Raw genomic sequence first — 14457 nt, 5'->3', positions numbered from 1 at the left:
GATGGATAGACTATCTTCACATAGCGCAACAAAAGAAGTAGTACAAAAACATAATTTTAAATTTTCAAAGTCTTTAGGTCAGAATTTTTTAATAGATAGTAATATAATAGATAAAATATTGGATGGAGCTAGAGTGGCAGACGGAGATAATATAATAGAAGTAGGACCTGGTATAGGTACACTAACTCGTGAAATGGGTAAGGTAGCAGAAAAAGTAGTAGCTATAGAAATTGATAAAAACTTAATTCCTATATTGAAAGATACCTTATCAGATTTAGAGAACATAGAAGTTATAAATCAAGACATATTAAAAGTAGATATACAAGAGCTAATAAAAGATAAATTAAATGGTGGACCAGTTAAGCTTGTAGCAAATCTTCCATATTATATAACTACACCAATAGTTATGAAGTTTTTAGAAGAGGATATACCTGTAACAGATATAGTGGTTATGGTTCAAAAAGAAGTTGCAGATAGAATGAATGCTGTTCCAAGTACGAAGGATTATGGAGCATTGTCTATAGCTGTTCAGTACTATTGTGAAACAGAAATTGTAGCAAAGGCTCCAAGACATATGTTTATACCACAGCCTAATGTAGATTCAACAGTTATAGGTTTACATGTTAGAGCTGAAAAGAAATATGATGTTCATAATGAAGAAATATTTTTCAAGACAATAAAAGCATCTTTTGGACAAAGAAGGAAGACTCTACTTAATTCATTGGGAGGCCTTGGTTTTCTTAATAAGGACGAAATAAGAGAAATATTAAAAGAAGCTAATATAGATGAAAAAAGACGCGGTGAAACTCTTAGTATAGAAGAGTTTGCAGTTCTTTCAAATATAGTAAATACAAAAGTATCTTCTAAATAGGAGGTACTTTTTTTTATTTTATTAACATATATTGTTTAGAGAAACTGTGTTAAGGGGGGATTGCAGTGGGTTCTAAAAGAAAGTTTAAAAGAGACTATATAATACTAGAAGCTAAAGACATAAACTTTAGATACAAAGAACGAGTACTGCCAAAAGCTTTTGCAAAAGTCGAAGTAAATGATGAAAAATCAATCATTGCATTATATGTAGAAAATCTAAAATATGTTAAAGATGGGTATAAAGCAGTAGCAATAAAAGGTGACCATGGATTAATAGACTTAGGAAATATAATTTTAAATGAACAAGGAAGAGGTGAATTTGTTTTAGATTTAGAGGATTATGATGAAGAGATAAAAGGAATTGCCTTATTGTATGAAAGAAATATTCCTTTAGTTGGCTTTAAGGGAAATAAGATTGAAAATTATGAGGACATATTATTCCAAGATGTAGAAGATGAAGAATTAGCTGAAAGTGAAGAAGAGTATTTAGAAGACGATATAGATGATGCAAGTGAAGAATATAGAGAAGATGATGATGACAATGAAGAAAATAGTGATAGTGACGAAGAATATATCATAGAAGAATATGATGAAGATGAAGATGAATATGACGATTATTGGGAAGATGATGAAAGTGAAGAGGTAGAATTAAAGGCAAGAGCAGATATAGAAGATTCTAGTGATGGTGAAATTGAAGAATTTAATAACTATAAAGAAATAGAAAATTATAACAAGGCTAAAGAAAATGAATGCTATGACGATATAGAAGATGATGAGGAATATGATGAGGATGAAGAAGACTTTGAAATAAGACATGAAGAAAAGATAGTTGCTTCTCCAAAAACTACTAAGTCAAAGAAAGCTCAAAAAGAACAAAATAATATTGAAAAAGTAAAAAGAGCTAATGGGATAAGTCAAGTAGATAGTGGAAATAAGCAAGCTGGAACATTACTTATGCCTAGACAAATAAAAAAAGGGCTAAAACTATTCAGAGAAGTTAAGCCTTTTGTAGCAGATTATATAGACAATACAAGATGGTGGAAAATAGAGGTAAATCCTACAACATTGTGTGGATATTCAATGCCTTATTTAGGATATTTAAATGTATTGAATTATACAATGTATAGTGATGCAGTTTTACATTCATATAAATATAGACATTACTTATTTGGAGTACAATATGATGAATATAATAAGAGAAAGCATTATATTTATGCTATTCCAGGGAATAGAAATGAACAACCAGATAATGGAAGCACAGGATTTTTAAAATATCAAGTTTGTGACCATAGAACCAATAGTTTAGGCTACTGGTTATGCTTTATAGATTCTAGACAGAGAAATATAGTTAGATAAAACAATAAGAATGAAAGAATTTAACTTTAACTTTCATTTTAGTAAAGAAAATTAATGAAAATGATATAAAAGTTTAAAAACTATTGATAATATTTAAATATTACACTACAATATATGTTGAAATACCTATTATATTATGGAGGAAGATTATGATAAACGAGCAAAGAATTTTAAATGAGTTCCTTGAATTAATACAGATAGACAGTTTATCTTTAAAAGAGGGGAATGTAGCTAAAGTATTAGTTGAAAAGTTAGAAGAAATAGGTTGTTCAGTTGTAGTAGATAATGCTGGTGAAAAAGCAAATGGAGAAACAGGCAATATAATAGCTACTTTAAAAGGAAATAAAGAAGGAAAGAAAATATTATTTAGTTCACATATGGATACAGTAACTCCAGGAATAGGGGTAAAACCTATAGTGGATGAAGTAAATGGAATAATAAAAAGTGATGGTACTACAATATTAGGCTCTGATGATAAAGCAGGTATAGCAGCTATATTAGAGGGATTAAGACAGGTAAAAGAAAACAATATAGAACATACTGATATTCAAGTTGTATTCTCTATATGTGAAGAATGTGGATTAGTTGGAGCTAAAAATTTAGACTATGCAAAAATAGATTCTAAATATGCCTTTGTATTAGATAGTGGTGGTTCTCCTGGAGAGATAATAGTAAAAGCTCCTGCACAAGATGTAATAAATGTTAAGATATTAGGAAAGACAGCTCATGCAGGTCTTGAGCCTGAAGCTGGTATAAGTGCTATAATGGTAGCTGCTAGAGCAATAGATAATATGAATTTACTTAGAATAGATGAAGAAACAACTGCTAACATAGGAATTATAAATGGTGGAACAGCTACAAATATAGTAACAGGAGAAGTTAACATAGTTGCAGAAGCTAGAAGCCTAAAAGAAGATAAATTAGATGTTCAAACTAAACATATGGTAGAAACTTTTGAAAAAGCCGCTAAGGATTTTGGAGCTAAAATTGAAATAGATGTAAATAGAGCATATACTCCAATAGATGTTAATGAAGATTCAGAAATAATACAACTTGCAAAAAAAGCATTTTCAAATTTAGGAATAGAAGGTCATACTGAATCTACAGGAGGAGGTAGCGATACTAATATATTAAGTAAAAATGGTATTGAAGCTATAACTCTAGGAATAGGTATGAAAAATGCTCATACATTAGATGAACATATAGCTATAAAGGATTTATATGATTCTGCCAAAATGGTAATAGAGATAATAAAAGAAGCATAAATTTAAATAATAGTGTATAATATATATATCGCCTAGCTCAAGCTAGGTGATTTTTCATTTTATAGAAGATTGATAATCTCTATTGAAAGTAAAAGATATACATTTGAATATAATAATAACTTTAATTTATGTTTAAATATATGTTTTTAATAATATTTAGATTTGGTTTATGAGGAGGAATAACAATGGAAACAAGGTACGAGGAAGCAAATAAAATAACAATACAATCAATAATTTGGAATATAGTCTTAACAATAATTAAGGTGATAGCTGGTATTATTGGTAATTCTAGTGCTATGATTGCAGATGGATTACATTCCGCTTCAGATATTATAAGTTCTGTAGGTGTGCTGATAGGTAATTATGTATCTTCTAGACCAGGAGATAAGGAACATAATTATGGTCACGAAAAGGCAGAGACATTGGTATCATTCGTATTATCAATATTACTTATATTTGTTTCTATCACAATAGGTATAGGGGCTATTAAATCCTTATTTAACTTAGATGCATTGAGTGTTCCATCAATACTTCCATTAATAGTGTCAGTCATTTCAATTTTGATAAAAGAGTATCAATATAGAATAACAATAAAAGTTGCTAAAAAGATAAATTCACCCGCTTTAAAAGCAGATGCTTGGCATCATAGGTCAGATGCTCTATCTTCAGTGGCTGCATTTATAGGTATAGGAGGTTCTATTTTAGGATTTAAACCATTAGACCCAATTGCATCAGTTGTAGTAGCAGTATTTGTAGCTAAGGTAGGAATTGATATACTTATAAGTTCTGTAAATGAATTGATGGATGTTTCAGTTGAAGAAGAAGAAAGACAAGAATTAAAGTTTATTGTAGCAGATACAGAGGGCGTTAAAAATCTAGGAGATATAAAGACTAGAAAACATGGAGCTATGGCATATGTGGACTTGACTATATGTGTTGATGAAAATCTAACAGTAAAACAGGGGCATGATATTGCTACTAAGTTGGAAAAACATATAATAAAACATATGGAATTTGTAAAAGGGATAACAGTTCATGTTGAACCATGTACTAATTGCCAAGGAAATAAGTGTATAAAATAATTATGGCTTAAAAAAAAGTGTAAAAAGTTATATAATTGTTTTATGACTATAAACTCTAGGGGTGGTTAAATGAGTAAGAAAAGAAAACTAAAGAAAAAAGCTGCAATATTAATAGGAGTAGTTGTTTTCTTTATAATATACTTTATATCTTTTAAAATAGGTCTAAACATGGAAAAGGATAAGAGTGAGGTTCCAAAGAAAGTAGAAACAGAGACAGAAGATAATAGGTCTTTAATGACTCAAATAAAAGAGAAGAAGAAAATTTATGTATCAGATAAAAATGTAGAAAACATAAAAATCGAAGAAGATATGTGGAACGAGATAAAGTTCTTTTTCTCAGAATTTAAGAAAGTGAGAAATACTACTTCTTATGAAGCAATTTATGAAGGGTATTCTGATGATGGAATTAAATTTTCTACAGACCTTAATTTTTTTAGAGTCTATACTGTAAATAAAGAGGAATATTATAAAGTTCCAATTGATTCCAAGAATTCTTTTAAGAAGCTTTTAGATGAGAGCATATATACTTCATTTGACCTTTTGAGTCACTATAAAGACTGGAAAGAGGTCACTATAACTTATGGAAAAGAAACTAAGAAGATTCATAAATGGAAGTTTGATGATTTAGCACATAAGATGATTTCAAAAAGAGTTGTAGGAAAGGTTCAGCCAGAAAAAAGTAAGGAAAGAAGTGATTATAATTTCAGTATAAATATAAAAGGTGAAAATTTTGCGGTGAAAGTGGATACAATGGGCAAGGATTATGTAAAAGTTACTTCTAAGAAAACTGTCTCTTACTACGAGGTTCATACAAGTTTATTTGATTATCTTAAAAATGAAATATTTGAGATTGGAAAGAAATAAAATATTAAGAAGGCTATCAAGTGATTATATCATTTGATAGCCTAAATTAATTTTTATATGTTATTTTTAGTTACATACTATTTTTCAACTAGTAAGTCTGCAACCTTATATATTGGACCAGCACCAGCAGTTATTACTAAATCATTATCATTAACATTTTCACGTAAATATTTTACTATATCTTCAAATTCTTTTATGTAGATAGCATCTACATTGTTTTGATATAATTTTTCAACTAAGTCTTTAGAGTGTATATCTCCTGGGTCATCTTCTCTTGCAGCATATATATCTGTTATTATAACTTTATCAGCTGCATAGAAAGCTTCTGAAAATTCACCTAAAAGAGATTTTGTTCTAGTGTAAGTATGCGGTTGGAAGATGCACCATAAAGTTGATTTTTTTAACTTTTTAGCAGCAGCTAAAGTAGCCTTTAGCTCAGTTGGATGATGTGCATAATCATCTATTACTAAGGCATTTTTGTAATATCCCTTAGATTCAAATCTTCTTCCTACGCCTTTATATATTTTTATATTTTTTCTTATAGTCTCTAAATCAATACCAGAAACAAGAGCTGCCATTATAGCAGAAGAAGCATTGTATATGTTATGAAGGCCATATACAGAAAGTTCAAATTCTCCTAAATCTTTTCCTTGGTACTCTATTTTAAAGATTCCGTGACCACCATTGTCAAAATGTATATCTTTTATAACAGCATCATTGTCAGAATCTCTACCATATTTTATAATAGTAGCTTTAACATCGTACAATATGTCATCAACATTTTCATCATCACCATTTATTATGAAATATCCATCTGGAGGTAAAAGTTTACCAAATTTGTTAAACGAAGCTTTGATTTCATCTATACCAGAGAAATAATCAAGATGGTCTTCCTCAACATTTAAAACTATAGATATCTTAGGATTAAAATTAAGGAAACTATCTACATATTCACATGCTTCAGTTATAAAGTGGTTAGAATTACCTATCTTAACATTACCGCCTATCATACTTAAGTTACCACCAACCAATATAGTAGGGTCTAAGTCTGCATATTCAAAAATTGTAGACAGCATAGATGTTGTAGAAGTTTTTCCATGTGTCCCAGAAACTGCTATAGAGTTTTTATACTCCCTCATAATCTGACCTAAAAAAGTAGCTCTGTTCATTATTAATTTATTTTTTTCTCGAGCAGCTATAAGTTCTTCATTGTCTGGGTGAACTGCTGCAGTATAAACAACCATATTTACATCATCTGATATATTTTCTTTTTTTTGACCGATATAGATAGTTGCCCCTTGATCCCTAAGTTTGTCTAATAGGTATGATTCGTTTGAATCCGAACCTGAAACCTGATAACCCTTATTGATACATATTTCGGCTAATGCACTCATGCTGATACCGCCAATTCCTATAAAGTGTATATTCATAATAAAACCACCTTTCTTTTTAATTAAGTCCTACAATATGAACTATTTTTGTGGTATAATAATATAATGTTCAATATTTTATAATTAATATGCATATAATATTATATGTATTTTATTTTTGAATATAATAAAACATAAGTAATATTATACCACAATACGAATTGTTATGCATTAGTTAGTTTAACGTTATATAAAGGTACTGGCAGGAGGAAATAGTAATGAAATTTAAAAGAACAGAGAGAATTGGGGCAATAGTTAAAATACTATCTGATAACCCAAATAAAATATATACATTAAGTTATTTTACAAATCAATTTAATGCAGCAAAATCAACAATAAGTGAAGATTTATTAGTTGTAAAAAATGTATTTGAAAAACTACACTTAGGTAAAGTTATAACTATCTCAGGAGCAGCAGGAGGAGTAAAATATATACCTAAAACTTCTATAGCAGAAAATGCAGAGTTTTTAATGGAATTGTGCGAGAAAATATGTGACACATCTAGAATACTATCTGGCGGTTTTTTATACTTAATTGATTTAATTTATGACCCTACAATAGCTGCTAAGATAGGAAAAATATTTGCTTCAAACATTGAATATGTAGACGCAGATTATGTTGTAACAATGGAAACAAAAGGTATACCTATGGCACTTATGACTGCAAAGGCTATGAATTTACCTCTAGTTATAATAAGAAAAGATATAAAAGTATCAGAAGGTCCTACCCTTAGTATGACATATGTAAGTGGAAATAATTCGAAGGTTGAGAGTATGAGTTTACCAAGAAAGGCTCTTAAACCAGATAGTAAAGTTATAATTATAGATGATTTCATGAGGGGTGGAGGTACTATAAAAGGAATGGTAGACCTTATGAATGAATTTGGAGCAGAGGTTATAGGTACTGGAGTATTCATATCTACAACAAATCCTTCAGAAAAAATGGTAAAAGATTATATATCACTAATTCAGTTAGATGTTACTGGAGATAAAATAGTAGTTGAACCAAACTTAAAAACTTTTAAATATGAATATAGAAATGAAGACTTAGATGGGGAAAATGATTCAGAATTTGAATTTGAGATAGATGAAGATTAATAAAAAAATATTTAGAAAAATATGTAAAAATAAAAAGAGGATATCCCTAGTTGTCCATAGAATTACTTAAAAAACAGTTTATATTAATTTATTCCAACAATAATAATTTTAATATAAATTAATTTCTGTCAAAATCAAAGGGGGATATATTGGTATGAAGATAACTGACGTAAGAGTAAGAAAATTAACAGAAGAAGGTAAAATGAAATGTATAGTGTCAATAACTTTTGATAATTTGTTTGTAGTACATGATATAAAAGTTATAGAAGGCCACAATGGGTTATTTATAGCAATGCCTAGCAGAAAAGTAGGCGAAGGAAATTTCAGAGACATAGCTCATCCAATAAATGCAGAAATGAGACAAGTTTTAGAAGATGCAGTTTTACAAGCGTATCATGAAGCATTAGTTCAATGGGAAGTAGCTGCTGAATAACAATAAATATAAAAATGGAGAGAGCCCGAACATTTAGGCTCTTTTTAAATGTAGAATTTGCATTAAAATATGTACTTTTTAGTAAAAAAGTGCTATATTATTAGTGATAATGTATATGTTGTATACAAATTGTTAAATAAATGTATTATAATGTATATTGATTGAGATAATAATACGAATAAAATTAAATTAGATTGAATGGAGTGTATCAATGAACTTTAAAGCTATAATCCTTGCCGCTGGCAAAGGAACAAGAATGAAGTCTAAATACCCAAAAGTTATACATAAAGTATGCGGAAAAGAAATGGTCAACCATATTATAGATGTTTCAAAAAAATCAGGCGTAAAGGATACTGTTGTAATTTTGGGGCATGAAGCGGATGTAGTAAAAGAAAAACTTGCAGAAGAAACTATGATAGCTATGCAAACAGAACAGCTTGGAACAGGACATGCTGTAAAAATGGCTAAAGAATATATAAATGATGAAGATGTAATAGTTGTACTTTGTGGAGACACTCCACTTATAAAGGAAGAAACATTAAAGAAATTATTTGATTTCCATATAGAAAATAAATATCATGCCACAGTTCTTACAACAAAAGTTGGAAATCCAACAGGTTATGGTAGAATAATAAGAGATAAGAAGGGGGACCTTCTTAAAATAGTGGAGCAAAAAGATGCAAATTCAGAAGAAAAAATGATAAGTGAAATAAATTCTGGGATATACTGTTTTAATGGAAAGAGTCTTAGAGAAGCATTAGATTTGTTAAATAATAACAATGCACAAGGTGAATATTATTTAACTGATACTGCTAAAATAATGAGAGACAAAGGCTTAAAAGTTGGTGCATTTGCAGGTTCAACTATTGAAGAACTTATGGGTGTTAACTCAAGAGTGGAATTATCAAAGGCAGAAGAAATTATGAGAAAAAGAATAAATGAATCTCATATGGTAAATGGAGTGACTATAATAGACACTAACTCTACCTATATAGAATCTGATGTTGAGATAGGTAATGATACTATAATATATCCAGGTGTTATGTTACAAGGTAAAACAAAGATAGGTTCAGATTGTATAATTGGAATGAACTCATCTATAACAAACTCAGAAATAGGAACTGGAACAGAAATAAAAAATTCAACTATACTTGATAGTAAAGTTGGAGATAATACTACTGTTGGACCATATGCATATCTAAGACCAAAAACTAACTTAGGAAACAATGTAAAAATAGGTGATTTTGTAGAGGTAAAAAATGCTGTTATAGAAGATGGTTCAAAAGCATCTCATCTTTCTTATATAGGAGATGCACATGTTGGTAAAAATGTAAATATTGGATGTGGAGTAGTATTTGTAAACTATGATGGTAAAAATAAATTTAAGTCAATAGTAAAAGACGATGCGTTTATAGGTTCAAATTCTAATTTAGTTGCACCAGTAGTTGTAGAGGAAAAAGGATATATAGCTACAGGTTCAACAATAACACATGATGTCCCAGATGGAGCTTTAGCAATAGCAAGACAAAGACAAGTTGTTAAAGAAGGATGGGTAGAAAAGAAGAATCAAAAAGATAACCAAAGTAAATAGTTATTTAGTTTATTATTTTGGCTAATAAAATTAGCTCGAAATTATTATAAATTATATTCATTAGGATTTTAAAATTTTCAGGAGGGTTACATAAATGAATACTAGCGGAAGCGAGATTAAAATTATTGCAGGTAATTCATCGAAAGAGTTAGCACAAAAAATAGCTGACTATATAGGTGTATCAGTGCTAGACTGTGAAGTAGGTACGTTTAGTGATGGTGAAATATGTGTAAACATGAATGAGACAGTAAGAGGTTGTGATGTGTTTGTAGTACAATCTACTAATAGTCCAGTAAATGATAACTTAATGGAGTTATTAATCTTAATTGATGCATTAAAGAGAGCATCAGCAGGAAGAATAACAGCAGTTATTCCTTACTATGGATATGCAAGACAAGACAGAAAGGCTAAGGCAAGAGATCCAATCACTGCTAAATTAGTTGCAAACTTAATAACTGCTGCTGGAGCAGATAGAGTATTAACAATGGATTTACATGCTGCTCAAATACAAGGATACTTTGATATACCATTAGACCACTTACTAGGTGGAACAATATTAGCAAATTACTTCAATGAAAAGAAAATAGAAGATTTAGTAGTAGTATCTCCAGACTTAGGAAGTGTTACTAGATCAAGAAAATTTGCTAATACTTTAAATGGAGAAGTTCCAATAGCTATAATAGATAAGAGAAGACCAAAAGCTAATGTATGTGAAGTTATGAACTTAATAGGTGATGTTAAAGGTAAAAATGTTATACTATTAGATGACATGATAGATACAGCAGGAACAATAGTTAATGCTGCAAATGCACTTAAAGAGTTTGGGGCAAAAGATGTTTATGCTTGTTGTACTCATGGTGTATTATCAGGACCAGCTATTGAAAGAATTTCTAATTCAGAAATAAGTGAGTTAATAGTTCTTGATACTATACAACTTCCTAAAGAAAAAAGAATAGATAAGATAAAAATAAAAACAGTAGCTCCTTTATTTGGAGATGCTATAAGAATGATATTCTCTAATGAATCAGTAAGTAAATTATTTTAATTAATTAGATTTATAAGAGTTGCTTAAAAAAGATATAAGTTTTTTAAGCAACTCTTTTTTGATATCTAATTTATGTATTATTATAATTTATTGGATCTGTATGTGTGTATGTAAAAGTAAATGTTTCTTGTAAAACATGTAGATAAGTAATTAAAAACTAAATTTAATAAAAAATACAAAATTATGAATTTTATGAATATAAAAAATATTTAGAAAAAGTATTGAAAAAAATTGAATTATGTAGTATTATGTAAATATAAATTAAAGAAAGAGGTGTTTCCAATGGGAAGGAATGAAGATGAACCCCTAATAATTAAGTGATTTAGTCACAATCTAAAGTAAATATAAAAATCTATTGAAAGTTTATTTATAAGAATTGAAAATATCTATTCTATATCTTTAGTGTTTGTGATAGGGTTCTGGATTATATAAAGTTACTGTAAAGAAAGTAATTTTGCACAATAAGCATACCTGTAAATGAAGAGTTTCATTTATATAGTGATTGTGACTGAATCATAACTGCAAGAATATAGAATGTTTATATATAGATGTTTTTAATAAAATACTATATTGTAATAGCTTTTAGCTTTCAAATAAATATTAGCAAAGGATGGAAATGACAATGATAAAACTAAATGATAATTTATAAATATCTCCTTACGATATATGATAATTGTAGGGAGATGTTTCTTTTTTTGTATAGTATAGTTACTTTAAGAAATTATGTTTGAACATGTGAAAATTTGGTATATATAAATAATATAAACTGTATTGCTAAAATGTGGTAACTATTATATAATATAAGTGGATATGTATCTCTATTATGAGTTATATATCATTCTAAATTTAATAAAATAGAAACGTTGATGTATGTTCTGTAATGTGGGCACCTTGGAACATATTGAGTTAGTGGTGCAACCGGCTATGAAATTGTATTTATGATACTTTTATTTTCATAGCTTTTTTTGTTCAAAAAAATGGTTATATGCTAGAAATAAATCTGGTTAGTACGTGTAAATAATTTTACTTAGATTTTTAACCAGATATATTATAAGTAAGTATTAATTTAAAAATTGAGGGGGAATAAAAATGAAGTTAAGAAAGAATAAAAAAGGTTTCACTTTAGTGGAATTATTGGTAGTAATTGCAATTATAGGAATATTAGCAGTGGTAGCAGTTCCAGCTTTATTTAGTAATATAAACAAGGCTAAGGTAGCAAGTGTTGAGTCTGATTATAGTTCAGTTAAGAGTGCAGCATTATCTTATTATTCAGATACAAATAAGATACCTACTGGAACTTTAACTACTTTAGAGAGCTATATGGAATCTCTTCCTGATAAAGCTGATATAGGTGGAAAATATTCACTGATTAAAGTTGGTAATAGATTAGTATTACAGATAGGTGAAGATGGTGATGGAGTTACATTAACAGAAGCACAATCAGCAAAATTATTGAGTGATATAGGCAAAAAGAAAATATATACAGGTGTTACAGGAGATAATTTTGGGGACGAATTAACAAGTAATACAAAAATAAATAATAAAGTTCTATATATGGTACTTATAGATAATACTGTTATGGATTCAACAAAATAATTAAATCTATTTTTTTATAAAAAATATTATAAACTTAATGAAAAATATAATATAAAAAACAGGAAGAAAATCTTCCTGTTTTTTTATACTATTTTATTTAATACCAAATCATAAATGGTGGTATAATTAAAATAGTAAAGGAGTGAAATCTGTGGCTAAAAAAGTTAGAATAGGAGACAAACTGGTTGAAAAAGGATACATAACAGAAGACCAGCTTAAATGGGCATTATCAGAGCAAAAAAATAGTGGAAAAAGACTAGGAGAATTTCTAGTACAAGAAGAACTTATAGATAGTAACTTATTAATAAGTGTATTAAAAGAACTTTTAGATATAGAAAGTGTATTTTTAGAAGGAACAGAAATAGATACATTAGCTACAAAGATGGTTCCAGAAAATATATGCAAAAGATATACTGTATTTCCATTCAAAATCGATGGAAATAAAATATGTTTAGCCATGTCAGACCCACAAGATAGAGAAGCAGTTCAAGATGTAAGACGTATGTCAGGTAAAGATGTCGAAATATTTATATCAAGTGCAGAAGATATAAACAAAGCAATAGGTCATGCCTATGCACATTCAGAAATAAATAAAGCAATGACTGAATACAACAAAAACAAGACTGGTGGAATTAGAGAAACAGTAATCCTTGAAGAGGATGTAAATGCTGCTCCAATAGTAAGGCTAGTAAATAATATACTAGAAAATGCTGTTAGGATGGAAGCAAGTGATATACATATAGAACAAAGTGAAAATTACATGCGTGTTAGATTTAGGATAGATGGAATGTTAAGAGAATATATGAGGATGAACTCTGCGCCATACAAGGCAGTAATAAGTCGTATAAAAATAATGTCAGATATAAATATATCTGAAAAGAGGATTCCACAAGATGGTAGAATATATTTAAAAGTAGATAATAAACCGATAGATTTTAGGGTTTCTACAATGCCAACCAATAGGGATGAAAAGATAGCCATGAGGGTACTTGATAAGAGTAATTTTATGGTAAGTAAAGAAGTACTAGGAATAGATGAACATGGCTCTAAGATATATGACGAGTTAATAAATACCCCTTATGGGCTTATATTAGTTGTTGGACCTACTGGAAGTGGAAAAACTACTACATTATATTCAATGCTAAATCAATTGAATACAGAAAATAGAAATTTATTGACAATAGAAGACCCTATAGAGTATGAATTACCTGGTGTAAATCAATCTCAAATAAATGAAAAGGCAGGACTTACTTTTGCTAGTGGGCTTAGAGCTTTTATGCGTCAAGACCCAGATATAATAATGGTTGGAGAGATAAGAGATACAGAAACTGCCGAAATAGCAATTAGAGCCTCTCTTACAGGACATTTAGTTTTAAGCACATTACATGCAAATACAGCAGTTGGAGCAATTTCACGTCTTTTGGATATGGATGTGGAAAGTTTTTTGATAACTTCATCTCTTTTAGGGGTAATATCTCAAAGACTGACACGAAAAATATGTGAGCATTGTAGAGTTTCATATGAGGCAGATACTGGAGAAAAAAAGGCTCTTGGTATTGATATAAACGAATCAGTAACTATCTATAAAGGGCAGGGCTGTGAAAGATGTAATAATACTGGATATAAGGGACGTCTAGGTATATTTGAAATGCTTGAAATTACACCAGAAATAAAAGAGCTAATAGATTCCTCTGCAAATCAAAGAGAAATTTTAAAGTTAGCTAAAAAACAAGGTATGGTTAGTCTAAAAGAGGATATAGTTAAAAAGGTTTTAGGTGGAAAGACAACAGTAGAAGAAATGATTAGAATAATTTTGATGACTGATTAA

12 protein-coding genes and 1 riboswitch are annotated in these 14457 nt (G+C 29.2%); of the genes, 11 read left to right on the top strand and 1 reads right to left on the bottom strand.

The genetic code is table 11. The annotated features are described in order from the left end of the window. The first annotated feature begins 1 nt into the window (after position 1). The 5 genes from rsmA to KGF36_RS13930 all read left to right on the top strand — a co-directional run bounded on the left by rsmA (position 2) and on the right by KGF36_RS13930 (position 5437). Complete coding sequence (gene rsmA, locus KGF36_RS13950) at positions 2–871, top strand: 16S rRNA (adenine(1518)-N(6)/adenine(1519)-N(6))-dimethyltransferase RsmA (protein WP_227829118.1); 870 nt, start codon at positions 2–4, stop codon at positions 869–871. 65 nt (positions 872–936) lie between these two features. Next, positions 937–2226 (top strand): hypothetical protein, encoded by a 1290-nt coding sequence (locus KGF36_RS13945; RefSeq protein ID WP_227829117.1) that lies wholly within the window; start codon positions 937–939, stop codon positions 2224–2226. Positions 2227–2375: 149 nt separating this feature from the next. Further along, the gene (locus KGF36_RS13940; protein WP_227436340.1) at positions 2376–3491 is read left to right on the top strand and encodes a M20/M25/M40 family metallo-hydrolase; all 1116 of its coding nucleotides are present in this window, start codon (positions 2376–2378) and stop codon (positions 3489–3491) included. A 185-nt stretch (positions 3492–3676) separates the two neighbouring features. Further along, positions 3677–4573 (top strand): cation diffusion facilitator family transporter, encoded by an 897-nt coding sequence (locus KGF36_RS13935; RefSeq protein WP_227829116.1) that lies wholly within the window; start codon positions 3677–3679, stop codon positions 4571–4573. 69 nt (positions 4574–4642) lie between these two features. After that, complete coding sequence (locus KGF36_RS13930) at positions 4643–5437, top strand: hypothetical protein (RefSeq protein ID WP_227829115.1); 795 nt, start codon at positions 4643–4645, stop codon at positions 5435–5437. A gap of 77 nt (positions 5438–5514) precedes the next feature. Here the strand turns inward: KGF36_RS13930 and murC are convergent, their stop codons facing one another. Next, a complete protein-coding gene (murC, locus tag KGF36_RS13925) occupies positions 5515–6867 on the bottom strand; it encodes a UDP-N-acetylmuramate--L-alanine ligase (RefSeq protein WP_227829114.1) in 1353 nt (450 codons plus the stop codon). A 218-nt stretch (positions 6868–7085) separates the two neighbouring features. On the opposite strand from murC, the gene purR reads away from it, so the two are divergent. The 6 genes from purR to KGF36_RS13895 all read left to right on the top strand — a co-directional run bounded on the left by purR (position 7086) and on the right by KGF36_RS13895 (position 14457). After that, positions 7086–7964: a pur operon repressor gene (gene purR / locus KGF36_RS13920; protein WP_227829113.1), complete on the top strand. Its 879-nt coding sequence runs from the start codon at positions 7086–7088 to the stop codon at positions 7962–7964. Between the two features lie 154 nt (positions 7965–8118). Then, positions 8119–8397 carry a septation regulator SpoVG gene (spoVG, locus tag KGF36_RS13915; protein ID WP_003421453.1) on the top strand — a complete coding sequence of 93 codons (279 nt, stop codon included), beginning with the start codon at positions 8119–8121 and terminating at the stop codon, positions 8395–8397. A 211-nt stretch (positions 8398–8608) separates the two neighbouring features. Beyond that, the gene (gene glmU, locus KGF36_RS13910; protein ID WP_227829112.1) at positions 8609–9988 is read left to right on the top strand and encodes a bifunctional UDP-N-acetylglucosamine diphosphorylase/glucosamine-1-phosphate N-acetyltransferase GlmU; all 1380 of its coding nucleotides are present in this window, start codon (positions 8609–8611) and stop codon (positions 9986–9988) included. 94 nt (positions 9989–10082) lie between these two features. Beyond that, on the top strand, positions 10083–11033 hold the full coding sequence (locus tag KGF36_RS13905; RefSeq protein ID WP_227829111.1) for a ribose-phosphate diphosphokinase: 951 nt from the start codon (positions 10083–10085) through the stop codon (positions 11031–11033). A gap of 847 nt (positions 11034–11880) precedes the next feature. Next, a riboswitch (cyclic di-GMP riboswitch) is annotated at positions 11881–11966 on the top strand. A 156-nt stretch (positions 11967–12122) separates the two neighbouring features. Next, positions 12123–12629: a type II secretion system protein gene (locus KGF36_RS13900; protein ID WP_227829110.1), complete on the top strand. Its 507-nt coding sequence runs from the start codon at positions 12123–12125 to the stop codon at positions 12627–12629. Positions 12630–12780: 151 nt separating this feature from the next. Beyond that, positions 12781–14457, top strand: a complete 1677-nt coding sequence (locus KGF36_RS13895; RefSeq protein WP_227829109.1) for a GspE/PulE family protein — start codon at positions 12781–12783, stop codon at positions 14455–14457.

It is taken from the genome of Clostridioides sp. ZZV14-6009, assembly GCF_020658095.1.
Lineage (GTDB): Bacteria > Bacillota > Clostridia > Peptostreptococcales > Peptostreptococcaceae > Clostridioides.
This window is presented reverse-complemented; position numbering and strand designations above follow the sequence as displayed.

Excerpts from the sequence above, each read along its gene's own strand:
- KGF36_RS13930 (WP_227829115.1), top strand. The coding sequence starts at position 4,643 with ATGAGTAAGAAAAGAAAACTAAAGAAAAAAGCTGCAATATTAATAGGA.
- murC (WP_227829114.1), bottom strand. The coding sequence starts at position 6,867 with ATGAATATACACTTTATAGGAATTGGCGGTATCAGCATGAGTGCATTA.
- spoVG (WP_003421453.1), top strand. The coding sequence starts at position 8,119 with ATGAAGATAACTGACGTAAGAGTAAGAAAATTAACAGAAGAAGGTAAA.
- purR (WP_227829113.1), top strand. The coding sequence starts at position 7,086 with ATGAAATTTAAAAGAACAGAGAGAATTGGGGCAATAGTTAAAATACTA.
- glmU (WP_227829112.1), top strand. The coding sequence starts at position 8,609 with ATGAACTTTAAAGCTATAATCCTTGCCGCTGGCAAAGGAACAAGAATG.
- KGF36_RS13935 (WP_227829116.1), top strand. The coding sequence starts at position 3,677 with ATGGAAACAAGGTACGAGGAAGCAAATAAAATAACAATACAATCAATA.
- rsmA (WP_227829118.1), top strand. The coding sequence starts at position 2 with ATGGATAGACTATCTTCACATAGCGCAACAAAAGAAGTAGTACAAAAA.
- KGF36_RS13900 (WP_227829110.1), top strand. The coding sequence starts at position 12,123 with ATGAAGTTAAGAAAGAATAAAAAAGGTTTCACTTTAGTGGAATTATTG.
- KGF36_RS13905 (WP_227829111.1), top strand. The coding sequence starts at position 10,083 with ATGAATACTAGCGGAAGCGAGATTAAAATTATTGCAGGTAATTCATCG.
- KGF36_RS13940 (WP_227436340.1), top strand. The coding sequence starts at position 2,376 with ATGATAAACGAGCAAAGAATTTTAAATGAGTTCCTTGAATTAATACAG.